The 25,771-nt window shown below is 49.9% G+C and carries 22 protein-coding genes; 3 read left to right on the forward strand and 19 right to left on the reverse strand.

Features of this window, described 5'->3' with window-relative positions:
• Nucleotides 1-12: 12 nt before the first annotated feature.
• From FH968_RS17180 to lrhA, 15 genes are all read right to left on the reverse strand, one after another.
• Nucleotides 13-969, reverse strand: coding sequence for a DUF523 and DUF1722 domain-containing protein (locus tag FH968_RS17180; protein WP_139881783.1), 957 nt, complete (start codon nt 967-969; stop codon nt 13-15).
• Nucleotides 970-1,068: 99 nt separating this feature from the next.
• Nucleotides 1,069-2,526 (reverse strand): NADH-quinone oxidoreductase subunit NuoN, encoded by a 1,458-nt coding sequence (gene nuoN / locus FH968_RS17185; RefSeq protein WP_139881786.1) that lies wholly within the window; start codon nt 2,524-2,526, stop codon nt 1,069-1,071.
• 6 nt (nt 2,527-2,532) lie between these two features.
• The gene (gene nuoM / locus FH968_RS17190) at nt 2,533-4,062 is read right to left on the reverse strand and encodes an NADH-quinone oxidoreductase subunit M (RefSeq protein ID WP_139881790.1); all 1,530 of its coding nucleotides are present in this window, start codon (nt 4,060-4,062) and stop codon (nt 2,533-2,535) included.
• A 79-nt stretch (nt 4,063-4,141) separates the two neighbouring features.
• Complete coding sequence (gene nuoL / locus FH968_RS17195; RefSeq protein ID WP_139881793.1) at nt 4,142-5,983, reverse strand: NADH-quinone oxidoreductase subunit L; 1,842 nt, start codon at nt 5,981-5,983, stop codon at nt 4,142-4,144.
• Nucleotides 5,980-6,282 (reverse strand): NADH-quinone oxidoreductase subunit NuoK, encoded by a 303-nt coding sequence (gene nuoK / locus FH968_RS17200; RefSeq protein WP_139881795.1) that lies wholly within the window; start codon nt 6,280-6,282, stop codon nt 5,980-5,982. Before nuoK ends, nuoL begins: the two co-directional genes overlap by 4 nt.
• On the reverse strand, nt 6,279-6,836 hold the full coding sequence (gene nuoJ, locus FH968_RS17205; RefSeq protein WP_139881798.1) for an NADH-quinone oxidoreductase subunit J: 558 nt from the start codon (nt 6,834-6,836) through the stop codon (nt 6,279-6,281). The genes nuoK and nuoJ overlap by 4 nt, the downstream gene beginning before the upstream one ends.
• 12 nt (nt 6,837-6,848) lie before the next feature.
• The gene (gene nuoI, locus FH968_RS17210; protein ID WP_139881802.1) at nt 6,849-7,391 is read right to left on the reverse strand and encodes an NADH-quinone oxidoreductase subunit NuoI; all 543 of its coding nucleotides are present in this window, start codon (nt 7,389-7,391) and stop codon (nt 6,849-6,851) included.
• A 14-nt stretch (nt 7,392-7,405) separates the two neighbouring features.
• A complete protein-coding gene (nuoH, locus tag FH968_RS17215) occupies nt 7,406-8,383 on the reverse strand; it encodes an NADH-quinone oxidoreductase subunit NuoH (protein WP_139881804.1) in 978 nt (325 codons plus the stop codon).
• The gene (gene nuoG, locus FH968_RS17220; RefSeq protein WP_139881807.1) at nt 8,380-11,103 is read right to left on the reverse strand and encodes an NADH-quinone oxidoreductase subunit NuoG; all 2,724 of its coding nucleotides are present in this window, start codon (nt 11,101-11,103) and stop codon (nt 8,380-8,382) included. The genes nuoH and nuoG overlap by 4 nt, the downstream gene beginning before the upstream one ends.
• Before the next feature lie 64 nt (nt 11,104-11,167).
• Entirely contained in the window at nt 11,168-12,508 is a 1,341-nt protein-coding gene (nuoF, locus tag FH968_RS17225; protein WP_139881809.1) for an NADH-quinone oxidoreductase subunit NuoF, read from the reverse strand.
• The gene (gene nuoE, locus FH968_RS17230) at nt 12,505-13,005 is read right to left on the reverse strand and encodes an NADH-quinone oxidoreductase subunit NuoE (protein WP_139881811.1); all 501 of its coding nucleotides are present in this window, start codon (nt 13,003-13,005) and stop codon (nt 12,505-12,507) included. The genes nuoF and nuoE overlap by 4 nt, the downstream gene beginning before the upstream one ends.
• A 2-nt stretch (nt 13,006-13,007) precedes the next feature.
• Entirely contained in the window at nt 13,008-14,819 is a 1,812-nt protein-coding gene (gene nuoC / locus FH968_RS17235) for an NADH-quinone oxidoreductase subunit C/D (protein ID WP_139881813.1), read from the reverse strand.
• Nucleotides 14,820-14,908: 89 nt separating this feature from the next.
• A complete protein-coding gene (gene nuoB / locus FH968_RS17240) occupies nt 14,909-15,583 on the reverse strand; it encodes an NADH-quinone oxidoreductase subunit NuoB (protein ID WP_124022690.1) in 675 nt (224 codons plus the stop codon).
• 15 nt (nt 15,584-15,598) lie between these two features.
• Nucleotides 15,599-16,045 (reverse strand): NADH-quinone oxidoreductase subunit NuoA, encoded by a 447-nt coding sequence (gene nuoA, locus FH968_RS17245; protein WP_139881815.1) that lies wholly within the window; start codon nt 16,043-16,045, stop codon nt 15,599-15,601.
• A gap of 628 nt (nt 16,046-16,673) precedes the next feature.
• Nucleotides 16,674-17,609 (reverse strand): transcriptional regulator LrhA, encoded by a 936-nt coding sequence (lrhA, locus tag FH968_RS17250; RefSeq protein ID WP_139881817.1) that lies wholly within the window; start codon nt 17,607-17,609, stop codon nt 16,674-16,676.
• Between the two features lie 1,010 nt (nt 17,610-18,619).
• Between lrhA and alaA the strand changes: the two genes are divergently transcribed.
• Together alaA and yfbR are read left to right on the forward strand one after the other, a co-directional pair.
• Nucleotides 18,620-19,834 (forward strand): alanine transaminase AlaA, encoded by a 1,215-nt coding sequence (gene alaA, locus FH968_RS17255; RefSeq protein WP_134185157.1) that lies wholly within the window; start codon nt 18,620-18,622, stop codon nt 19,832-19,834.
• A gap of 78 nt (nt 19,835-19,912) precedes the next feature.
• The gene (gene yfbR / locus FH968_RS17260) at nt 19,913-20,512 is read left to right on the forward strand and encodes a 5'-deoxynucleotidase (protein WP_120066229.1); all 600 of its coding nucleotides are present in this window, start codon (nt 19,913-19,915) and stop codon (nt 20,510-20,512) included.
• Between the two features lie 53 nt (nt 20,513-20,565).
• On the opposite strand, the gene FH968_RS17265 is transcribed toward yfbR, so the two are convergent.
• From FH968_RS17265 to yfbV, 4 genes are all read right to left on the reverse strand, one after another.
• Complete coding sequence (locus FH968_RS17265) at nt 20,566-22,398, reverse strand: SLC13 family permease (protein WP_139881819.1); 1,833 nt, start codon at nt 22,396-22,398, stop codon at nt 20,566-20,568.
• A gap of 79 nt (nt 22,399-22,477) precedes the next feature.
• Nucleotides 22,478-23,158 carry a sugar phosphatase gene (locus FH968_RS17270; RefSeq protein ID WP_139881821.1) on the reverse strand — a complete coding sequence of 227 codons (681 nt, stop codon included), beginning with the start codon at nt 23,156-23,158 and terminating at the stop codon, nt 22,478-22,480.
• Entirely contained in the window at nt 23,151-23,645 is a 495-nt protein-coding gene (locus tag FH968_RS17275; RefSeq protein WP_139881823.1) for a YfbU family protein, read from the reverse strand. Before FH968_RS17275 ends, FH968_RS17270 begins: the two co-directional genes overlap by 8 nt.
• Before the next feature lie 97 nt (nt 23,646-23,742).
• Nucleotides 23,743-24,198 (reverse strand): terminus macrodomain insulation protein YfbV, encoded by a 456-nt coding sequence (gene yfbV, locus FH968_RS17280; RefSeq protein ID WP_139881825.1) that lies wholly within the window; start codon nt 24,196-24,198, stop codon nt 23,743-23,745.
• Between the two features lie 335 nt (nt 24,199-24,533).
• Between yfbV and ackA the strand changes: the two genes are divergently transcribed.
• Complete coding sequence (ackA, locus tag FH968_RS17285; RefSeq protein WP_139881827.1) at nt 24,534-25,736, forward strand: acetate kinase; 1,203 nt, start codon at nt 24,534-24,536, stop codon at nt 25,734-25,736.
• The last annotated feature ends 35 nt before the right edge of the window (nt 25,737-25,771 follow it).

A 25,771-nucleotide genomic window follows, 5' to 3' on the forward strand; every position in this document is an offset into this window, starting at 1 on the left:
ACCACTCCATAATTAATTGCCGTAACGCAAACGCAACGCTTCGGGATAAGGCTCAAAGTAGCGCTGCTGTGCCAGATAAGCGTCAGGATATTCTGCCATATAATGTTTTAACAAGGTGATGGGAGCCAGTAAAGGTTGAGTGCCCTGACGATACTTGTCGATAAGCCCCGACAGCTCCTGCCGCTGGCGAGTATTAAGCTGGCGGCGGAAGTATCCTTGCACGTGCATCAACACGTTGGTGTGATTGCGACGCGTGGCCTGGTGTTCAAGCAAAGACATGAGCCGCAAGCGGTATGCAACGAAAAAGTCATCCAGTGAGTTCCATTCTTCGACATCTGCTACGAAACGGCCTAATTCCCGATACTGCGGCTGCGAATGTGCCAATAACAATAATTTGTAACGGCTGTGGAAACTGATAAGCCCGCCTCTTGTCAGGCCGGATTGGCGCAATTTATTGAGTTCATAAAGCGTATAAATTCTCTCAACAAAATTCTCGCGAATTGCAGGATCGTACAAACGTCCGTCCTCTTCGACGGGCAACCACGGCAACTGGCGCTTCAATTCAGCGGTAAATATCCCAGTGCCGCTTTTACGGTTATTGCTTCCTTTTGCTTCGTAAACCCGGACTCGTTCCATGCCGCAACTCGGCGATTTGGCACAAACAATATAGCCACAAAGGTGTTCAAGCCCAGCAACACGACGTGAGGAAAACTGCTGCATGTCCTGCGTTAAATCACCCTCATGGTGGTTGCTATAGCGCAGTGCAATTTCGCCGTCATCGAGTTTAACAAGACGCAGTGCGGGCCTTGGTGTGGGTAAACCAATCGCCATTTCAGGACAAATCGGCTCAAAGTGAACCCAGGGAGCCAGTTCATTTACTGCAAACGCCAACCGTTTATGCCCACCATCAAAACGGACATTTTCGCCGAGTAAGCAAGCACTGATGCCGATTGGAATTTTGTCGCTCATAACTTGCCCCCTTTAGAATCTTCACATCTAAGTGTAGCAAGCCTTAGAAACTAAAAAGGCTACCCGATTAGGTAGCCTTTTTGCTTAATGATGATGTGTTTACATCATCGGTGTTGCCATTCGCACCAAAGTGATGAGCGGTTGAGGGTAAACACCCAGCAGCAGAACCAGCACAGCGGAGATCAGTACGACAACGCCGCCAGCGGTGAATGCCCAGTTAGTTGGTGCATCACGGTTAGGCTGTTGCGGAGCGTTCAGGTACAAACTGACTGTCACTCGCAGGTAGTAGTAAAGACCAATCGCACTACCCAATACCACAGCACCGGTCAGCCACCACAGGTGAGACTGAACACCAACTGCAATGATGTAGAACTTACCGATGAAGCCCAACGTCATTGGGATACCGGCCAGTGACAACATCATCACCGTCATAACGGCAGACAGAATCGGCTTGTGCCAGAACAGACCACGGTAAGAATACAGAGAATCTGCATCCGGGCCACGGTATGGGCTGGACATTAGGCTAACCACGCCAAACGCACCCAGGCTGCTGAACAGATAACCGGCCAGATACACGCCAACGGATTCCATCGACATATCGCCGCTTTGCAGCGCAATCAAAGCCACCAGCAAATAACCGAGGTGTGAGATAGACGAGTAACCAAGCAGACGCTTGATGTTGGTCTGGCTCAACGCCATCAGGTTACCGAAGATGATGGAGAGGAAAGCGATAATGCCCAGCACTACGCGAACGGCTTCGCTATCGCCGACTGGCGCATAGAGGAACAAACGCATCACCACACCAAAGATGGCGATTTTGCTGGCGGTTGCCAGGAAAGTGGAAACCGGAGCCGGAGCACCCTGGTAAACATCTGGCGTCCAAAGGTGGAACGGAACCAATGACAGTTTAAAGCCGAGGCCAACAATCATCAGACCCAGACCTGCCAGCAGCAACGGCTCGTGCAGCATGTTGTCTGCCAGACTCTTGCCGAGGCTAACAAACGACAGGTCGCCAGATTCTGCATACACCAGCGCCATACCGAACAGCAAGAATGAAGATGCTGCGGCAGACAGAATAGTGTATTTGATACTGGCTTCCAGAGATCGTTTCTGACGGAAAGCGTAACCAATCAAACCGAATAACGGCAGAGAAATCAGCTCAATACCAAGGAACAATGCTGCCAGGTGGTTGGCGTTTGCCAGCAGAATACCACCCAGTGCCGCAATCAGCACCAGCAGGTAAAACTCTTCGCGGTTGTCGGTGTAACCCTGCAGCCACGGATAAGCAAACGTACAGGTCGCGAGGCTTGCCAGCAGAACCAGCCCGGTATAGAGCATCGCATAGCCATCAACGCGCATCAGCGGCGTGACATCCATGGCGCCAACCTGGCCGACAAACCAAAGTGAAACCAGCGCGGCGTTAAGGCCGACAACAGCCAGTGTTGCATTGACAAAATGGTCGCGTCGCCACGCTATGGAGAGCATCACAACCACCACCGTCAATCCGACGACGAGCAGCGGTAGCAGCGCGATCAATTGTTGAGGAGTTATAGTCATGGCGAATTACGGCCTTGTAGTTGGAATTGAACTGGTAAACCACTGCTGAATATTGCTCATCGCGGCATGCGAAGTATCCAGAATTGGCTGCGGGTAGAAGCCCAACAGGACTAACAACACCACCAGCAACAGGATGATAAAGAACTCGCGCAGCGACATGCCAGCCAGTTGTTTATCACTGATTTCGCTTTTTGCTTTACCGAAGTAAGCACGATGAATCATCGCCAGAGAATAAACAGAGGCAAAGACCAGGCCGAAGGTAGAAATAATGGTGATCATTGGCACGACATGGTAGCTGCCAAACAGAATCATGAATTCGCCAACGAAGTTACCGGTACCTGGCATACCCAGAGTTGCCACCGCAAAGAATAACGACAGACCCGGCAGCCATTTAATTTTGTTCCACAGACCACCCATCAGACGCATATCACGTGTGTGCAAGCGCTCATAAATCTGACCACAGATGATGAACATACCTGCCGCAGAAAGGCCGTGAGCAATCATCTGAATCACCGCGCCCTGATAAGCCAGTTGGCTGCCGGTATAAATGGCAATCAGCACGAAGCCCATGTGGGACACTGAGGTGTAAGCAATCAGACGTTTGATATCAGTTTGTGCGAACGCCATCCACGCGCCGTAGAAGATGCCGATAACACCCAGCCACATGGCGATTGGTGCAAACTCAGCAGAAGCTTCTGGGAACAGTGGCAGCGCAAAGCGCAGCATGCCGTAAGCGGCCGTTTTCAGCAAGATACCTGCGAGGTCAACGGAACCTGCTGTTGGTGCCTGTGAGTGCGCATCTGGCAACCAACCGTGTAATGGAACCACTGGCATTTTCACGGCAAACGCAATGAAGAAGCCCAACATCAACAACCACTGAACGTTGTGGGACATCGGGGTTTTCAGCAACAGTTCGTAGTTGAACGTCCAGACGCCGGTTGCGTTGTAGTGCACGAACACCAGGCCAAGAATCGCAATCAGCATCACCAGGCCGCTTGCCTGGGTATAGATGAAGAACTTGGTTGCTGCGGTAATACGCGTCTTCCCGTCGGAGGCTTTATGGCCCCAGAGTGCAATAAGGAAGTACATCGGTACCAGCATCATTTCCCAGAAGAAGAAGAACAGGAACATGTCGATGGCAAGGAACACGCCGATAACGCCACCGAGGATCCACATCAGGTTGAGGTGGAAGAAGCCCTGATATTTTTCAATTTCATTCCAGGAACAAAGAACCGCTAGCACACCGAGCAGACCGGTCAATACGACCATCAGCAGCGACAGGCCATCCAGAGCGAGGTGGATTTCAATCCCAAAACGAGGGATCCACGGCAAAACAAATTCAGACTGCCACTGCGGCAAACCAGCGGCTTGCGTCAGAGTGTAGCCACCCTGCAACCACAGTTGCAGCGAGAGCGCTAGTGTCAGTCCCATCGTTACCAGCGCAATCCAACGCGGCACTTTTACGCCGAAGCGTTCGGTTTGCCAGCAGAAGAAGCCGCCAATAAAGGGGATGAGTATCAGCCAGGGTAATAGCATGGCATTTGTGTCCCTAAGTCAAAATAAACCAAAACATCACTCACTTTCCCTCCCCTTTGCGAGAGGAGGGAATGTTGAATTAGCGCAAGACCAGCAGCAGAGCCAGAATGACAACCGCACCGATGCTCATTGACGCCACATACCAACGTAAATAACCGTTCTCACTCATCACCAAGCCACGACCTGCAAGGCGTGAAAGAACTGCTGGAATGTTCATCAGTGAATTCAACGGATCGCGCTTAATCAACCAGGCGATACCCAAGAATGGCTTAACAAAGATTTTATCGTACAGCCAATCGAAGCCCCAGGCATGGAACCACCAGGTACCGAAGAAACGGCCCGGTGCGCTGTTCGCAATGGCAGTCACCAGAGTACGTTTACCCAGCCACAGCCATGCTGCAATCAGGATGCCTGCAATAGCAACAACGCCCGAGGTAATCTCAAGAGTCAGCACGCTACCATGTGCAAGTTCTGCCGTTGCAGGCAGAACGCCTGCCAGTGGTGGAACAATCATTGCGCCCACGAAAGTGGACAGCACCAGCAGCACAATCAGCGGCAGGTTGTGAGTAATGCCTTTAAGTGCATGAGCATGGATCTGCTCTTTACCGTGGAAGACGATGAAAATCATACGGAAGGTATACAGTGAAGTCATAAACGCACCGACCAAACCTGCAACCATCAAATTCATATGACCGTTCGCCATCGCACCGGCGAGAATCTCATCTTTACTGAAGAAGCCTGCGGTAATGAGTGGCAACGCAGACAACGCAGCACCACCAACCAGGAAGCAGATATACACCAGCGGAATGGACTTACGCAGACCACCCATTTTGAAGATGTTTTGCTCGTGGTGGCAGGCAAGAATCACCGAACCCGATGACAGGAACAGCAACGCTTTAAAGAAGGCGTGTGTCATCAGGTGGAAAATCGCCGCATCCCACGCTTGTACGCCCAGCGCCAGGAACATGTAGCCAATCTGACTCATGGTCGAGTATGCCAGCACACGCTTGATATCGGTTTGAACAAGGGCTGCAAAGCCCGCCATGACCAATGTCACCGCACCTACGATGCCCACTAAATGCAGCACTTCAGGCGTCAGTAGGAACAAACCATGGGTACGCGCAATCAAGTAGACACCAGCGGTTACCATGGTGGCCGCGTGAATCAGCGCTGAAACTGGCGTTGGGCCAGCCATTGCGTCCGCAAGCCAGGTTTGCAATGGCAACTGTGCAGATTTACCAACCGCACCGCCTAACAGCATCAGGGTTGCCCACATCAGCATCTGGTTACCCGCAGCAAAGTGCTGTGGTGCCAGTTCAACCATTTCGCGGAAGTTAAGCGTACCCAGTTCGTTGTAGAGAATGAACAGTGCGAAAGCGAGGAACACATCGCCAACACGGGTCACGACAAACGCTTTCATCGCAGCTGCACCGTTCTTCGGATCGGTGTAGTAGAAACCAATCAGCAAATACGAGCACAGACCCACGCCTTCCCAACCGAGATACATCAGCAGCAAGTTATCGCCAAGTACCAGTACGACCATGCTTGCAATAAACAGGTTGGTGTATGCGAAGAAGCGGGAATAGCCCTCTTCCCCACGCATATACCATGAAGCATACATGTGGATGAGGAAACCTACGCCTGTGACCACAGACAACATGGTCAGAGACAAACCGTCGAGGATCAGATTGAAGCCGATGTTGAAATCGCCAACCGACATCCACGTCCACAGCGGTTGGGTAAAGGCCTCTCTTCCGTTATTGAAGAAATCAACCCCGACAATCGCGGTAACCAACGCAGCAAGGCCAATCGAGCCAACACCAACCGTTGCAGAAAGATTCTCTGACCAACGACCACGAGAAAACGCCAACAATAAAAAGCCAATAAAAGGCAACAGAATGGTTAACCAGAGAAGGTTCATCCACGCATCTCACTTACTGAATCGATATTCAGGCTCTGGCGACGACGATGGAGCTGCAGTAACAGTGCGAGGCCAATACTGGCTTCGGCGGCAGCTAAGCTAATCGCGAGTATATACATCACCTGGCCGTCAGGCTGGCCCCAATAACTGCCAGCGACCACAAACGCGAGGGCCGCAGCGTTAATCATCACTTCCAGGCTAATCAGCATGAAAAGCAGGTTGCGGCGAATAACCAACCCCGTCAGCCCCAGCACGAACAAAATGGCAGCGAGGATAAGTCCATGTTGCAGCGGAATCATACGTGCTCCTCCGATTTTCTTTTCGCTACTGCGTCAGCCTGACGGTTGCTCAGCACTTCACCCTGACGGTCTTCACGACCGAGGTGGAATGCAACAACCAGGCCCGCAAGCAGCAACATTGAAGCTAATTCCACTGCCAGAACGTATGGTCCAAACAGCGCGATACCCACCTGTTTTGCACTCACGGAAGTACCGTCGATACCTTGGTCATTCAGACCCTGAATCGCGTACACCAGCACAGCAAGCAGGATGGCTGACAAAATGCCAGGGCCAATCCACAACTGCGGTTTCAGCCATTGACGCTCTTGCTCAACGACTGCACCACCAAGGTTGAGCATCATTACCACAAAGACGAACAACACCATGATGGCGCCGGCGTAGACGATAATCTCAAGCGCTGCGGCAAAATAAGCACCCAGGGCAAAGAACACCCCAGAGATAGCCAACAGTGAGATGATCAAATACAGCAAGGCATGCACCGGGTTGGTATGCGTGATCACCCGCAGGGTGGTCCCAACCGCGATGATTGCGCAAATATAAAAAGCGAATTCCATTGCCTTGCTCCTTTAAGGTAATAGGCCTTTGACGTCGATAGGCTTGGCTTCGTTTTCCGCTTCGCCCTTATCTTTGCCGTCGATTGCCATACCTGCCATCCGGTAGAAGTTATATTCCGGGTATTTGCCCGGACCGGAGATCAGCAGGTCCTCTTTTTCGTACACCAAATCCTGGCGCTTAAACTCACCCAGTTCGAAATCTGGTGTGAGCTGAATTGCCGTGGTTGGGCACGCTTCTTCGCACAGGCCACAGAAAATACAGCGCGAGAAGTTGATGCGGAAGAACTCTGGATACCAGCGGCCATCTTTCGTTTCTGCTTTTTGCAAAGAGATACAGGCTACCGGGCAGGCTACCGCACACAGGTTACAGGCTACGCAGCGCTCTTCTCCGTCCGGATCGCGGGTTAACACGATGCGGCCACGGTAGCGCGGCGGTAAATAAACAGGTTCTTCCGGATACATCTGCGTTTCGCGTTTGGCAAACGCGTGCAGACCGATCATCCAGATACTGCGTACCTGGGTGCCGAAACCAACCGCTAACTCTTTCAATGTCATGGTTTTTTCACCCCTTATGGTGCCTGATAGAGAATGACCGCGGCGGTCACCAACAAATTGACCAGTGTCAACGGCAGGCATATTTTCCAGCCAAACGACATCACCTGGTCATAACGCGGACGAGGCAATGCAGCACGGATCAAAATGAACATCATCATGAAGAACGCGGTTTTCAGCGCGAACCAGATGAACGGAGGTAACCACGGGCCATGCCAGCCACCAAAGAACAGGGTCACAATCAGGGCTGACACTGTCACGATACCGATGTATTCACCGACGAAGAACAGGCCAAACTTCATGCCTGAGTATTCGATGTGATAGCCATCAGCCAGCTCTTGCTCTGCTTCTGGTTGGTCAAACGGGTGACGGTGACAAACCGCAACACCGGCAATGGCAAAGGTAATAAAACCAAAGAATTGTGGAATCACGTTCCACAGATTTGCTTGGTTATCAACGATATCGCCCATATTGAACGATCCCGCCTGTGCCACTACGCCCATAAGGGATAAACCGAGGAACACTTCGTAGCTAAGTGTTTGCGCAGAAGCACGCATCGCACCCAACAGCGAGTATTTGTTGTTACTTGACCAGCCAGCGAACAACACAGCGTAAACCGTGAGGCCTGCCAGCATCAGGAAGAACAAAATACCAATGTTCAGGTCAGCAACCACCCAGCTTGGGCTGACTGGCACAATCGCAAAGGCCAGCAGTAGCGAAGTGAAGGCAATCATCGGTGCCAGGGTAAAGATGACACGGTCTGCAAAACGCGGAGTCCAGTCTTCTTTAAAGAACATCTTGATCATGTCGGCGACTAACTGGAGCGAACCGCCCCAGCCAACACGGTTCGGTCCATAACGGTTCTGGAATAGCCCCAGTAAACGACGCTCACCAAAACTCATGAACGCGCCACATGTCACCACAACCAGCAGGATTACGACCGCTTTGAGAATGCTCAGCAGAATGTCGATAACATCCGGTGTTAACCAACTCATTGGCCAGCCTCCTGGAGATTTTCAAGACGAGCACCCGCCAGTACCGGAGCAATGCCAGGCATCCCCATCGGTAAACCAACCTGCCCTGCTACCAGCCCTTCAGAAAGTTGCAGCGGTAGACTCAACGTCTGGCCTTCATAGCTGAACGAAATCAGGCTACCCGCGTTAACGCCCAGTTTTGCAGCATCTGTAGGGTTCAACTTGATGTACGGCTCTGCCATACGGCTCTGGAAGATTGGCGAACGCTGTGACATTTCGTCGCTGCCAAACAGATGGTAGTAAGGCGCAATACGCCATTTCCCTTCTTCTGCCTGGAACGTCTCCGGCACAGAGTCAAAGTAATCAATGCCTGTTTCCGACGCTTCAATCAGACGCACACCCGGATCGCCGTGACGCAGTTTGCCACCCACTTCGGCCTGGAATTTGTTCCACGCCTGTGGTGAGTTCCAGCCTGGTGCCCATGCGAATGGAATTTGCTGACGATTTGCCGACGGACTATTGTTCCCTTCCATAGAGAAGGCAAACATAGTGTCTTTATCCTGAGGTTGACGCGGTTCATGCACGCTGATGTTAGCGCGCATTGCAGTACGACCACTGGAACGGATTGGTGAACGCGACAGTTTCTGACCACGAATACGGAAGCTGGCATCAGGTGCCGCATCTTTAATTCCGGCCAATTGTGGCAGCGCTTGTACACAGGCATCGATAACATGGTCGAGCTGCGTCCAGTCCACTTCACGGCTTTCAACTGTGCTGTGCAGGGAATGCAGCCAACGCCAGCTTTCCAGCATCACAATCGAGTTGTCGTAGTAAGCAGGGTCATAAACCTGGAAGAAACGCTGCGCACGGCCTTCGTTGTTAATCACCGTGCCGTCACTCTCGGCAAAACTTGCAGTGGAAAGCACCAGATGGGCTTTATCCATAATCGCCGTGCGCTGATGGTCGATAACCATGACCAGCGGAGCTTTGCTTAATGCTGCATCAACGCGGGCCGCAGAAGCATGGCGATGCAGATCGTTTTCCAGCACGACTACTGCATCGGCAGCACCGCTTTCTAGTTCACTCAACGCATCTTCCAGCGTGCCACCGCCAATCAGACCAAGACCGACGCTGTTAACCGCGCGGGCAACCATGGTAATACCGACATCAGCACCACGACCTTTCAGCGCTTTAGCAACGTTTGCTGCTGCCTGAATGACCGCTTCGCTACCGGCGTTAGTACCGGAAATGATCAATGGCTTCTTCGCACCCGCCAGCGCTTGCACAATCACATCGACTTTATTCTTCAGGTCGCGATTGAGTTCAACAGCTGGGGAGTTGCTGTCCAGCGCGTTTGCAATCGCAAAGCCCAGACGCGCCTGATCTTCAACTGGCGCACAGTAAGTCCATGCGGCGATGTCGTCCAAACGAGTGCTGTCGATATTGGTGACAAACAGCGGATGTTTAGCATGCTGACCAATGTTCAGGATCGCCGCAATCTGCCAGTCAGCCACTTTTTGGGCTGCTGCCATTTCACGTGATTTACCTTTCACCGCCTGACGCACAGCCAGTGCAACGCGCGCACCGGTTTGTGTAATGTCTTCGCCGAGCACCAACACCGCATCGTAAGTTTCGATTTCACGCAGTGCCGGGGTATGAATGCCACTTTCTTGCAGCACTTTCAGCATCAGTTGCAGACGCGCTTGTTCACCCGTTGCAATGCCGGTGTAGAAGTTGTCCGCACCAACGAGCTCACGCAACGCGAAGTTGCTTTCAACGCTAGCACGTGGGGAACCGATACCGATCACTTTCTTCGACTGACGCAGAATATCTGCCGCACCCTGCATCGCTTGTTCAGCGTTCAGGGTTATCAGATCGTCTCCGCGACGTTGAATCGGCTGGCGTGGCCTATCTTTCAGGTTCACGTAGCCATAACCAAAGCGGCCACGGTCGCACAGGAAGTAGTGGTTTACGGTGCCGTTGTAGCGGTTTTCAATGCGACGCAATTCACCATAGCGCTCACCAGGGCTTGTGTTACAGCCGATGCTGCACTGCTGGCAAATGCTTGGTGCGAACTGCATGTCCCACTTACGGTTGTAACGCTCGGAGTGAGTTTTGTCAGTGAAAACACCGGTCGGACAGATTTCTACCAGGTTACCGGAGAATTCGCTCTCCAGTGTGCCATCTTCAGTACGACCGAAGTAGACGTTGTCATGAGCGCCATAGACGCCCAAATCCGTACCGTCGGCATAATCTTTGTAGTAACGCACACAACGGTAACAGGCGATACAGCGGTTCATTTCGTGAGAGATGAACGGACCGAGGTCCTGATTACGGTGAGTACGTTTGGTGAAGCGATAGCGACGGAAGCTATGGCCGGTCATAACCGTCATATCTTGCAGGTGGCAGTTGCCGCCTTCTTCACAGACCGGGCAGTCATGTGGGTGGTTGGTCATCAACCATTCCACTACGCTTTCGCGGAACTCTTTTGCTTCGCTGTCATCAATAGAGATGAACGTTCCGTCAGCGGCAGGTGTCATACATGACATCACCAGACGACCACGAAGATCTTCTGCGTTCTGATATTGCTTCACCGCGCACTGGCGGCAAGCACCGACGCTACCAAGCGCCGGGTGCCAGCAAAAATAAGGAATATCGAGGCCGAGAGACAGACATGCTTGTAGCAGGTTGTCTGACCCGTTTACCTCATATTCTTTGCCGTCTACATGAATCGTAGCCATAGTCAGCATGCTTCCAGTTAATTATAAAATGTTCTTACCTGCACCTTTATTAACGGTGCAGATATCACCAGCGCGCTTTTAGCAAGTTCGGCTGAATGCCACTAATGGCACGAGTGTTACCGAAATCTTGTTTGGCAATTCCTGCTTCAAATTCTTCGCGGAAATATTTAATCGCACTCTGCAATGGCTCAACCGCACCTGGCGCATGCGCACAGAAGGTTTTACCCGGCCCAAGGAAACGACACAGTTGCTCAAGTGTCTCGATATCCCCAGGTTGCCCTTCGCCACGCTCCAGCGCGCGCAGAATTTTCACACTCCACGGCAGACCGTCACGGCACGGTGTACACCAGCCGCAAGACTCGCGAGAAAAGAACTCTTCCAGGTTGCGGACTAGCGGAACCATACCAATTTCGTGGTCAACCGCCATTGCCAGCGCTGTGCCCAGACGGCTACCTGCTTTACCAATGCTTTCGAATTCCATTGGCAGATCAAGGTGTGATTCAGTCAGGAAATCGGTCCCTGCCCCACCCGGCTGCCAGGCTTTGAATTTCAGTCCATCTCGCATACCACCAGCGTAATCTTCAAGGATTTCACGTGCAGTAGTACCGAACGGCAATTCCCAAACGCCAGGGTTTTTAACGCGTCCAGAGAAGCCCATCAGCTTAGTACCAGCATCTTTACTGGTAGAAATGCCCTGGTACCACTCCACGCCATCCGCCAGAATCGCCGGTACGTTACACAGCGTTTCGACGTTGTTTACGCAAGTTGGTTTGCCCCATACGCCGCTTGATGCAGGGAATGGTGGTTTAGAACGTGGGTTCGCACGGCGACCTTCCAGGGAGTTAATCAATGCAGTTTCTTCACCGCAGATATAACGCCCAGCGCCGGTATGCACGATCAGTTCAAAATCAAAACCAGAACCCAGAATGTTTTTGCCAAGCAAACCAGCTTCGGTCGCTTCAGCAATCGCACGGCGCAGATGCACTGCTGCTTCGATGTATTCGCCACGCAGGAAGATATAGCCGCGATACGCTTTCAGCGCGAAAGCAGAAATCAACATGCCTTCAACCAGCAAATGAGGCAATTGCTCCATCAGCAAGCGGTCTTTATAAGTGCCTGGCTCCATTTCATCGGCGTTACACAGCAGGTAACGGATGTTCATGGATTCGTCTTTTGGCATCAAACTCCACTTCAACCCCGTGGAGAAACCTGCACCGCCACGCCCTTTCAGGCCAGCGTCTTTAACTCGGCTAACGACTTCATCTGGTGCGAGGCCAGTGAGAGCCAGACGCGCACCTTCGTAGCCGTTTTTGCTGCGATATTCATCCAGCCAAACCGGTTGTTTGTCATCACGCAACCGCCATGTCAGCGGATGGGTTTCGGCAGTACGAATAATGGTTTTCATTTGTACTGCTCCAGCAAATCAGGGATCGCTTCCGGCGTCAGATAACTGTGAGTATCCTCATCAATCATCATGGTCGGCCCTTTGTCGCAGTTGCCCAGACAGCAAGTTGGCAACAGGGTAAAGCGACCATCAAACGTGGTCTGGCCTGGTTTGATGTCCAGTTTTGCTTCGATAGCTGACTGAATGCCCTGATAGCCCGTAATGTGGCAAACCACGCTATCGCAATAGCGGATAACATGGCGGCCTACTGGCTGGCGGAAAATCTGGCTATAGAAAGTAGCAACACCTTCTACGTCACTTGCTGGAATGCCAAGAACATCAGCAATGGCGGAAATGGCACCGTCCGGCACCCAGCCACGCTCTTTCTGAACGATTTTCAGCGCTTCAATAGACACTGCGCGAGCATCTTCGTAATGGTGTAATTCATGCTCAATCGCTTCACGCTCAGCCGTACTCAGCTCAAAAGCTTCAGCCTGGGGTTGTTGTTTATCGTGCATAGTTAGCGATCCACATCAGACATTACAAAATCGATACTACCCAGATAGACAATCAGGTCAGAAACCAGGCTGCCGCGAATCGCCGACGGGATTTGCTGCAAATGCGCAAAGCTCGGGGTACGGATGCGGGTACGGTAGCTCATGGTGCTGCCGTCGCTGGTCAGGTAGTAACTGTTAATCCCTTTCGTCGCCTCAATCATCTGGAAAGATTCGTTGGCCGGCATGACCGGACCCCACGACACTTGCAGGAAGTGAGTGATCAGGGTTTCGATATGTTGCAGCGTGCGCTCTTTCGGCGGCGGCGTTGTCAGCGGATGATCGGCTTTGAACGGGCCAGCAGGCATATTTTTCAGGCACTGCTCAAGAATGCGCAAGCTCTGGCGCAATTCTTCAACTTTCAACATTACGCGGGTGTAGCAGTCACTGATGCCGCCACCGACCGGAATTTCGAAGTCGAAGTTTTCATAGCCAGAATATGGACGTGCCTTACGGATATCGAAGTCGACACCGGTTGCACGCAAGCCAGCACCGGTGGTACCCCACTCCAGCGCTTCTTTCTTACCATAAGCAGCAACGCCCTGAGAACGACCTTTCAGGATTGTGTTGCGCAGAGCCGCTTTCTCGTAGGAATCCAGACGTTTTGGCATCCAATCGAGGAACTCTTTAAGCAGACGTTCCCAACCATTTGGCAAGTCATGCGCAACACCACCGATACGGAACCAGGCTGGGTGCATACGGAAACCAGTAATCGCTTCCACCAGATCGTAGATTTTCTGACGGTCTGTAAAGGCGAAGAACACCGGAGTCATTGCGCCCACATCTTGAATAAACGTGGAGATGTAAAGCAAATGGCTGTTAATACGGAACAGTTCAGACAGCATGACGCGGATAACGTCAACACGTTCTGGAACCTTGATACCCGCCAGTTTTTCAACCGCTAACACATATGGCATTTCGTTTACGCAACCGCCGAGATATTCGATACGATCGGTGTACGGAATGTAGCTGTGCCAGGACTGACGCTCACCCATTTTTTCAGCACCACGGTGGTGGTAACCGATGTCCGGTACGCAATCGACAATTTCTTCACCATCGAGTTGCAAGACAATACGGAATGCTCCGTGCGCGGATGGGTGGTTTGGACCTAAGTTCAGGAACATGAAATCTTCATGCTCGCCGCTGCGCTTCATGCCCCACTCTTCAGGCTTGAAGGTCAACGCTTCCATCTCGAGGTCTTCTTTCTGTTTGGTCAATTCAAACGGATCGAACTCGGTGGCACGCGCCGGGTAATCTTTACGCAGCGGATGGCCTTCCCACGTTGATGGCATCATGATGCGCGTCAGGTGCGGGTGACCATTGAAGGTGATGCCAAACATTTCCCAGGTTTCACGCTCATACCAGTTAGCGTTCGGGAAAATCTTGGTAACCGTTGGCACATTCAGATCGTTTTCAGACAGCGCCACCTTGAGCATGATATCGCGGTTGCGATCGATGGAAATCAGGTGGTAGAAAACGGAAAAATCCGCGGCCGGTAAACCGTCGCGGTGAGTACGAAGACGCTCATCCATACCATGCAGGTCAAACAACATGACGTATGGTTTGGGTAGTCTTTTCAGGAAATCGACAACTTCCAGTAGTTGTTCGCGCTTAACCCAGACGACCGGGACACCGGTACGGGTTGGCTGAACAGTAAAGGCATCCGGCCCAAAACGGTTACGCAGTTCACCAATCACCGGGTCATCTAGATGGTCACGGGTTTTCCAGGCTTCCTGGTTGGCATCTTGCGCGGTTAAATCGGTCATAATTCTCACCATTGCAAATGGTACTGTGGTGACTGTCAGCAGTGGCTTCGCGCTAGTATTATTAATATGCGAAGTAAACTCACACTGCCCACAGGCGCAAATTAAATCTCGTCTGGCGTCCGCAAATTGGTGACAGCAATACGCTCGCCACGTTTACGCTCACGCTCTGATTGCATGTTGGCGCGATATACACCCTGATCGCCAACCACCCAAGACAGTGGACGACGTTCTTTACCAATAGATTCTTGCAGCAGCATCAATGCCTGCATGTAAGCTTCAGGGCGCGGTGGGCAACCAGGTATATAAACATCTACCGGCAGGAATTTATCCACGCCTTGCACCACGGAGTAGATGTCGTACATGCCACCGGAGTTGGCGCAGGCACCCATCGAGATAACCCATTTTGGCTCAAGCATTTGGTCATAAAGGCGCTGGATGACGGGAGCCATTTTGGTAAAGCAGGTTCCTGCAATAACCATTAAGTCGGCCTGGCGCGGAGAAGCACGCAGTACTTCGGCACCAAAACGTGCCACGTCATGTACGGCGGTAAACGAGGTCACCATCTCAACGTAGCAGCAAGAAAGGCCAAAGTTATAAGGCCAAATTGAGTTTTTACGCCCCCAATTCACCATATCGTGCATGGCATGTTCGAGCTTGCCCATGTACACACTACGGTTGATTTCTTGATCAAGAGGATCGGTTACGATCTCCTGTTTTTGCAGGGGGTAACGGTCGTTCTCACCGTTGGGGTCTATGCGGGTGAGCGTATAGTCCATCTTAATGCCTCGCTGTTACTGCGTATGACGGTTAGTGAGACTGTCGGTTTCCGGGTTGATTTGGGCGCGGCGCGAACGCGCAGGAGTCCAATCAAGCGCGCCAATGCGCACCAGATACACCAGGCCTGCCAGTAGCACTAAAATGAAAATTGCGGCCTCGACGAAGCCTACCCATCCGCTTTCACGGATAGAGACTGACCACGCATAGAGATACAAGGCTTCCACATCGAAAATAACGAAGAACATGGCTACCAGGTAAAACTTGGCGGAAAGACGTAAGCGCGCTGTACCAACTGAGTCGATACCTGACTCGAAGGGAGTGTTTTTGTGCCGACCCTTAGCTCTCCCGCCAAGGAACCAGGCCCCGAGTAGCATTACGCAACACAGGCCTATGGCAACAATAAGAAAGACTGCGAACGCCCAATGGTGAGCGATAACTTCAGTGGATGTTGACATACTCATTGCTTACTCATCAAAAGTGGCGCCAAAGTCACTGCTCTTGCTGGCAGATGAACACCACATCGATTCATGGGGAGGAACAATAAACCTTACAATAACTGCCGGAATCAAAACTTTACCAGCAAATTGATGGGGTTTTTTACTCCTTTCTATAACCTTTTGTCAACTTTAACAAAAGTATCCACACATTAATTTACATGAGTCCAACTTCATTAACATTAAATGCGCTAAAAGCTGGTAACGTGGCGTTACTAACTCGTTTTTAATGAAGGTGAATCGTGTCCGTTAAGGAGGAAAAAAATAATTACTGTTCTATTTTGGCAGGAAATCTCAACTATTCATCCCCCCTATAGGGAGTATTTTCTTGATCTGAGACACGCTTTTGTTAATCCATCTCAAAAACAGACAACATTGCAGCGTATTTTTTAACAATTCGATGGTAATTGAGTCGTAGGAATTACGTAGATGGCAGGAAGAAAGGGAAGTGCAAAGCTGGTTGTTTTAAAACATGTTTTTACAAACTAGCAATAAACATATCTTGCAGTGATTAAAAAACAAGCCATTGAGATGAAAAATGACCTCAATGACCTGTTTTCGAATTTCATATTTTGTTACTAACAAAGCCTAATCTTTAGTCAAAATCCCGTTCCATTAGCACCGTATCATCACCTTCATCAGATGAAGCTACGTAACGGTACGGATTTGGGTTGGATTCGAGCGCACTAAAGATAGCCTGGGCCAAATCGTTCGTGGTTTGCAGATTACGGCACAGTAGATATTCGGTATCCGGCATAACCGGTAATCCGTCAGCGCTACCCAACACGCGCAGCTCAGGACTCATCATTTCAACTGGACGAGCAGTAACACCCAAGCCCGCTTTCACTGCAGCACGCACCGCTGAAAGCGTCGAAGCAACATACGCAATGCGCCACGGAATACGCGCTGCATTTAAATGCTCAAGCATCATATCCCGATAAGGGCTTGGATCATCGAGCATCACTAAAGGTACGGTTTCACCTTTCTGGAAGACATAATCTGCAGCGCAGTACCATAAAGTCGGCGAAGTACGCAAAGCAATGGATTCAAAATGCGCGGGTTTAGCCGTCGTGACAACTAAATCAACTTCCTGCTGATTTAGCATTTCAATCATGAACGGGTTACGTTTGACACGCACATCCAATGCAAGCTTTGGATAGACCGAACTTATCCTATTAAGCAGAAATGGCAGGATGGTATCCGCGGTTTCATCAGATGCACCGATAGTGAGTACACCCTGCAAATTACTAAACATTAGTGAGGTACAGGCTTCATCATTAAAACGCAGAATTTTTCGCGCATAACCCAAAAGCTGAATACCATGCTCTGTCAGAAGCTTATTACGGCCATGACGGGCAAAAAGCTCTTTCCCAACTAACTGTTCAAGACGCTGCATCTGCTGGCTAACAGCCGATTGAGTACGGCAAACCGCAACTGCTGCTGCCGCAAAAGTGTTCAAATCTGCTACGGCAACAAAAGTCCTTAGCAGATCGAGGTCGAGATTAAGTATCGGACGATTTGCGTTAATCATAATTTTTTCACTAGTAGGTTGCTCTTACGAGTCTGCCTTAGTTTTATTGCTGTGATTTATCAAAAAGATAAAGCAATTCCCTTTTACAGAACGTCTCCCGAAGGATTGCACCGTCATCCTGACAGTCGTTCTGACTTTTTATTTTTAATGCACCTCGCCGGTGTGATCCAATAATGTTAATCACGTATTCCGGGGGATATTATACTGATGTAAACAACATACAAACATTCGTCTTATCGTACTAGTCACTTAAATTAAAACTAAGTAATTATTGTAAATTCACTTCAACACTGAGTTTTATTTATTCAACTTATCTCAACAACGAGCGTATCTGCGATGAAAACCTTCTTTCAGCCACTCTGTTGTGTGGGCAATTAACACAACCAAACGACCATACATCAACCCACAACAAAACATAGAGTTGCGTAATATTTATCAAAAAACATCTACCATTTTCAGTAGGATATCTTACCGCAAATCTCATCAGCTCATAACTTTTCTTGCGAATTATCTGATCTCATTCTCTTTTTTTAATTCATTCTTCAACAGGTTATTCACAAAAACCGCTGATGTCATATCAGGTAAATGAGAAGAAAGTTAACTCTTTTCGATGTTTATATTAATCACATGCAGAGTTACTTTTATATACATATTATTAACTCACACTAATGCACTCCTTTTAATTTCACGCATGAATATTCAATTTCCCTTAACTATTACTCAATTTAATTCGCAATTAGATCAGCAGCACCTACTACAGCCACCATATCGCAACAGTTAATTAAATTACAAAAATCAAATTTACATGCATTTTTTATTGACATAAAAACAATTATCAACATATAGCTCTGAAATAAGACTATTCATTCGCTTTTACCACCTTATCAACAATTGAAAGATAAATTAGAGATAGGCCCCTCGACAACCTTCAAATCTGGGCGTAGCAGGAGTACATTGTTGCCTGGTTGCTTCCACGGCAGGAAGTGGCGCTAACATTTAAGGTCAGGTTCATGTCCCCTATCGAAAAATCCAGCAAACTTGATAACGTCTGTTATGACATCCGTGGCCCAGTACTCAAAGAGGCGAAACGTCTTGAAGAAGAAGGGAATAAAGTCCTCAAGCTGAATATTGGCAACCCTGCGCCATTTGGTTTTGATGCCCCGGATGAGATTCTTGTCGATGTGATTCGTAATCTTCCAACTGCTCAGGGTTACTGCGACTCGAAAGGGCTCTACACCGCACGCAAAGCCATCATGCAGCACTATCAGGCACGTGAAATGCGGGATGTGACGGTTGAAGACATCTACATTGGCAACGGTGTTTCTGAGCTTATCGTCCAATCAATGCAAGCGTTGCTGAACAGCGGTGACGAGATGTTGGTTCCGGCTCCAGATTATCCTTTATGGACTGCCGCGGTTTCGCTTTCCAGCGGTAAAGCTGTTCACTATTTATGTGATGAGTCAGCAGGCTGGTTCCCGGACCTTGATGATATTCGCGCTAAAATCACGCCGCGTACTCGCGGTATCGTGATTATTAACCCGAACAATCCAACAGGTGCGGTTTACTCTAAAGAGCTGCTATTAGAAGTAGTAGAAATCGCCCGCCAGCATAATTTGATTATTTTTGCTGATGAAATCTACGACAAGATTCTTTATGACGCTGCACAACACCATTCAATCGCGGCACTAGCACCTGATTTGCTGACTGTTACTTTTAATGGCTTATCCAAAACTTACCGTGTTGCTGGCTTCCGCCAGGGCTGGATGGTGTTGAACGGGCCGAAAAAGCATGCAAAAGGTTATATTGAAGGGCTGGAGATGCTGGCGTCGATGCGTTTGTGTGCCAACGTTCCTGCCCAGCATGCAATTCAGACAGCGTTGGGTGGCTATCAAAGCATCAGTGAGTTCATTGCTCCTGGTGGACGTCTGTACGAGCAACGCAATCGCGCATGGGAACTCATTAACGATATTCCTGGTGTGTCATGTGTGAAACCACAGGGGGCGCTGTATATGTTCCCAAAAATTGACGCCAAACGCTTTAATATCCACGACGACCAAAAAATGGTGCTGGATTTCTTACTGCAAGAAAAAGTTCTGCTGGTTCAAGGAACTGCATTTAACTGGCCGTGGCCTGATCACGTACGTATTGTAACCCTGCCTCGTGTTGATGAGCTGGAGATGGCCATCAATAAATTTGGCCGTTTCCTCGGACATTACCACCAGTAACCCTCGCGGGGGAGATGTTTGCATCTTCCCCCGACTCGCCGCACAATGGTTTTCTTTGCTTACGCACCGAGTGAACCTATGAGCCAGAGCCATTTTTTTGCCCACCTTTCACGTCTCAAACTAATTAATCGCTGGCCGCTGATGCGTAATGTGCGTACCGAGAATGTTTCGGAGCATAGTCTGCAAGTCGCTATGGTGGCTCATGCATTAGCGGTGATTAAGAACCGTAAATTTAATGGACAAATTAATGCCGAACACGTTGCATTACTGGCGATGTATCACGATGCCAGCGAAGTGTTGACGGGTGATTTGCCTACCCCGGTGAAGTATTTCAATTCGCAAATAGCCCACGAATATAAAGCCATTGAGAAAATCGCTCAGCAAAAGCTCATCGATATGGTGCCGGAAGAGTTACGCGATATCTGGGCGCCACTTATCGATGAACATCAAAGCAGCGATGAAGAAAGAGCCATTGTTAAACAGGCTGATGCATTGTGCGCCTATCTGAAATGTCTGGAAGAACTCTCCGCTGGAAACAATGAGTTTTTGCTGGCAAAAAGCCGGCTAGAGAAAACACTGGCGGACCGCCACAGCGAAGAAATGGACTATTTCATGAATGTTTTTGTGCCAAGCTTCCAGCTCTCACTAGACGAGATTAGCCAGGATTCTCCGCTTTAAGTGTAGTTTTTTGATACTGGGCTCCCTCCCTTTTTAGGGAGGGTGAAAAACGATTAAAACGGAAATAACATCGGCACCATCACCACGCTCACCACCATTACAATCACGGTAAACGGCACACCCATTTTCACAAAATCACTGAATTTATAATTCCCCGGCCCCAGAACCAGCGTGTTTACAGGGGACGATACTGGCGTCATAAATGCTGCTGATGCGGCCAATGCCACAATCATAGCGAACGGGTAAGGCGAAACACCCATTGATTTTGCTGCAGCCAGCGCGATAGGTGCCATTAAAACGGCTGTCGCGGTATTTGAGATAAACAAACCAATCGCAGCGCACATCACAAACAGGCAAATCAGCATAAAATGCGGGCCGTAACCGCCCCCCATATGCATTAAGCCATTAACGATTAAATCCACACCACCAGTTTTTTGCAGCGCAAGTGCGAATGGCATCATGCCAACAATCAAAATAATGCTTGGCCAATGCACTGCTTTATATGCGCTTTCCATATCAATGCAGCGAAATTTCCCCATCAGCAAACAGGCAATGATTGCGGCAATGGTATTAGGAATTTCGTCGGTCAGCATTAGTGCAACCATCAACGCCAGGCAAAATATTGCGTGCGGTGCCTGGCTATGCGCCGGGGATGCTTCGCCCTCTTCCACTGGCAAATTTAGCACCAGAAAATCGCGGCCTTTCATCTGCAACTGGCTAATCAGTTTCCAGTCACCGACCACCAGCAAAATATCGCCGAGCTGCAACGATTCATCGACCAGCAGCCCTTCCATTGCTTCACCATTACGGCGTAGCCCTACGATATTCAGACCATAACGAGTACGGAAACCTATTTCGCGTATTGTTTGCCCAAGCAGCTCTGAATCTGGAATGAGAGAAACTTCAGCCATGCCAACATCAAGCGCCTGGTCTGAGAAATATTCGCCGCGCAGTATCATTGGCTCGAGCCTCTGCTCGCTACAAAACTCACGCAGATCGACTTCGGATGCGGACATATCAATCAGCAAAACATCGTGCGCACGGAACTCAGTGACGCCGGTAACGTTAACGATAACCCGTCGGAATTTACGCCATCGTTCAAGGCCGATGACGTTTGCGCCATAGCGCTCACGCAATTTTAAATCATCAAGACGATGGCCCACCATCGGTGAACCAGGGCGAATGGCGAGACGACGCGCACGGCCAGTGAGCCGATAGTCTTTAATCAAATCGCGAAAAGTACGGCGTCGCCAATCATGTTTCCCGTCGTCTTTGTCCTGCCCTTTTAATGCAAAGCGCGCGATAAGCATGTAGCCAATACCCAGCAGTAAAATCACCAGGCCAATCGGCGTAACGCTAAAGAAGTGGAAACCCTGTAATCCTTCGCGCAACAATTCACTGTTCACCACCAGGTTTGGCGGTGTAGCGACTAACGTCATCATGCCGCTAATCAATCCAGCAAAACTCAGGGGCATCATTAAGCGTGAAGGAGACGTTTTCATGCGCATGGAAACGCTGAGAACCACCGGGATAAATATTGCGACCACGCCAGTCGAGCTCATAAAAGCGCCCAGCCCCGCGACCGTTAGCATCAGCATAACCAACATTTTGGTTTCACTGCTGCCAGCGACATCCACCAGCCAGGAGCCCATTTTTGAGGCAACACCAGTGCGCACAAGGCCATCGCCTATAATAAAAAGCGCAGCAATCAGAATAACGTTGGGATCGCTAAAGCCAGAAAAAGCTTCGCTAAGAGTAAGTGTTTTGCTAAGAACAAAAGCAATAATGACAAGTAAAGCAATCGCATCCATGCGTATTTTTCCAGTGGCAAATAGCACCACCGCAATCGCTAATAACGATAAAACCCAAATAAGTTCCGAGTTCAAAACAAATCCTTATGAGTTGCCTCAGGGGTTAAAATAATGGCATAAAAAAGCCCCACTATCGCGGGGCTAAATCATGTGTTTAGTGTTTTCTAAGCACTTCAACTGTACCATCAGGCAACTTTTGCACCAGCAATTCGGTCAACGAATGCAGCGCATAATCGACATGCTCAAGGCGCGGCGTATCAGCCGGAGCATTAACCGCAATAACATGGCAGCCTGCAGCAAGGCCAGACAGTACGCCCGCAGGGGCATCTTCCACAACTACGCATTCTTCAGGTTCCAGGCCTAACAATTGCGCACCAAGCAAGTAGGCATCAGGTTCTGGTTTCCCACGAGCAACACGTTCAGCAGTGACAAGCACTTCTGGTTCTGGCAATCCACCTGCTGCACGGCGAGCCGAAGCTACAGGTAGTGAACCCGAAGTCACAATAGCCCAGGGAATGCCCGCTTCGTTCAGATGAGTCAATAACTCCACGGCACCTGGCAAGGCGATAATCCCGTCAGTGTCCGCAGACTCGATTTTTTCGAGACGTAAAAACTCCAGTTGGATCTCTTCCTCAGAAGCACCAGCCATAAAGTGGCGTAACGAAGTGATCGCCTGTTTGCCATGAATGAAGCCTAAGACTTCTTGTGGCGAAATATCGAATCGCTTTGCCCAGTTAATCCATGCACGCTCAACGGCTGGCAGGGAGTCAACCAGAGTCCCATCCAAATCAAACAAGAAACCTTTGCACTTCACTACGCTTCTCCCTTCAGGCATTAATAATTTGCGCGATCTCGTTCACACTTAAATGATACTGACGTGGGCAAGATTGCCATACCTTCAACATGCGCTGATATTTTTCCCACATTGGGGTCTGCGCGTTAAAGCCGTGAGTACCTGCATCAAAATGTGCATAACGGCCTTCAACGTTCACCATAAAGCGAACATAACCCAGGAAGCGAGCTTCTGTAGCCGCATCGAAGCCCAAGAATGTGACACGGCGTTCGTCGATTTCCTGGTTGTCTTTGAGATTGGTCCAAGAGACGTGCAGCGCGTGGTACATCTCCATGATATCGATAACCGTACGACAAGTTTCTTCTGTCAGCTCACCGAATTCACGATCCAGCTCGCGCATTTGCAGCCCGTAGCCGCGTTCGATGATCGTTTGTAGGCGGCGATAACGCTCGGCGTTGTCCGCGTCGAGCATGGTCATCATTTTGTACTGATTTGATAAAATCAGGCGCTGCGCGTTAGTCATTTCCATTTCCTGGCTCCTTTGATGGAAAAATATGCAGGTAAAACACCGAGTTTAAGTCCTGCTAAACAGTATGCCTTCCTTTATATGCGTAACCGCAGGGCAATTACAAATCATCCAGAAAAGTTTTATCCAACTGTTTGAACGCACGTTTAAGCACTTCGGCCAGAGCCTGATAATCGGGTTTGCCTTCGAGTGGCGCTAACGCCTGCCCTGCGTCTTGTAATTTACCGCGAACTTCGTAGAACCAACTGAGTATTGAAGGTGGTAACGGCGTTACGGAACGTTTACCTAACCACCACAGCCCTTGCATTGGCAAACTACAAGCGAATAAAGCGGTTGCTACAGCTGGGCCAAGCTGGCCGCCAAGCGCAATTTGCCAGGTCAGCGTGAACACAGCAAGCGGGGGCATAAAGCGGATAGCAAAACGCGTGGCACGGATGACACGGTTCTCAACGAAGACAGGCGCAAGGCGTTTATCGACAGGCCAGGTCTTCGAATAGTGTTGTCCACGGCTGAACATGCTAAACCAGCTTGCGTGGCTATTTAAGGGTGTCGACATGGCTTTACCTCAACTTCACATATAAAAAATAAAATTTTTGTGCAATATAACAACTCTAAATTACATGGTTCAAAATATTTTGTCTTTGACCGTCGCATTCAGGTATCCTGTGCCGGCCTTGACGGCCGTAGAAGGGAAACCGCAGGTTGTCAAATTTTTGCTCAGTTCGCTATTGCCGGAAAATCACGCAATATGGCGTAAACTCTAGAGTATTTATTCGTCATGCCAAATAAACGCTTCTGGCATGACGTTAATCATAAATGTCTGTCTCATCATGCGCTACGCTGAGAGACTAAATGACGTTTTTTTAGCCACGTATAAAAGTAGGTACTTCCATGTCGAGTAAGCTAGTACTGGTTCTGAACTGCGGTAGCTCTTCACTGAAATTCGCAATTATTGATGCTGTGAACGGTGATGAGTACCTCTCTGGTTTAGCCGAATGTTTCCATCTTCCTGAAGCACGTATCAAGTGGAAAATGGATGGCGGTAAACAAGAAGCGGCTTTGGGTGCAGGCGCCGCTCACAGCGAAGCTCTGAACTTTATGGTTAATACCATTTTGGCACAAAAACCTGAATTGTCCGAGCAACTGACCGCTATCGGTCACCGTATCGTTCACGGCGGCGAGAAGTACACAAGCTCCGTTGTTATCGACGAGACCGTGATTCAGGGTATCAAAGATTCTGCTTCTTTTGCACCGTTGCATAACCCGGCGCACCTGATCGGTATCGCTGAAGCACTGAAGTCCTTCCCTAAACTGGCTGATAAAAACGTTGCTGTGTTTGACACCGCGTTCCACCAGACCATGCCAGAAGAATCTTATCTCTATGCTCTGCCGTACAAATTGTACAAAGAGCACGGCGTTCGTCGCTACGGCGCACACGGCACCAGCCACTTCTACGTGACTCAAGAAGCCGCGAAAATGCTGAACAAGCCAGTGGAAGAAGTGAACATCATCACTTGCCACTTGGGCAACGGCGGTTCTGTTTCTGCAATCCGTAACGGCAAGTGTGTTGACACCTCTATGGGTCTAACTCCGCTGGAAGGTCTGGTCATGGGCACCCGCTCTGGTGACATCGATCCAGCGATTATCTTCCACCTACATGACTCTTTGGGCATGAGTGTTGATGACATCAACAAAATGCTGACCAAAGAATCTGGCCTGTTGGGTCTGACTGAAGTCACCAGCGACTGCCGTTATGTTGAAGACAACTACACGACTAAAGAAGATGCTAAACGTGCTATGGATGTGTTCTGCCACCGTCTGGCTAAATACATCGGCTCTTACACTGCGCTGATGGATGGTCGTCTGGACGCAGTTGTGTTCACCGGTGGTATCGGCGAAAACGCAGCAATGGTACGCGAGCTGTCTCTGGGCAAACTGGGTGTTCTGGGCTTCGAAGTTGACCACGAACGCAACCTGGCTGCGCGCTTTGGTAAATCAGGCTTCATCAACAAAGAGGGTACCCGTGCTGCGGTGGTCATTCCGACCAACGAAGAACTGGTTATCGCTCAGGATGCGTCTCGCCTGACCGCTTGATTCTCCTTACCGCCAGCCTTCGCTGGCGGTGTTGT

The sequence above is a fragment of the Buttiauxella sp. B2 genome, from assembly GCF_006376615.1.
Lineage (GTDB): Bacteria > Pseudomonadota > Gammaproteobacteria > Enterobacterales > Enterobacteriaceae > Buttiauxella.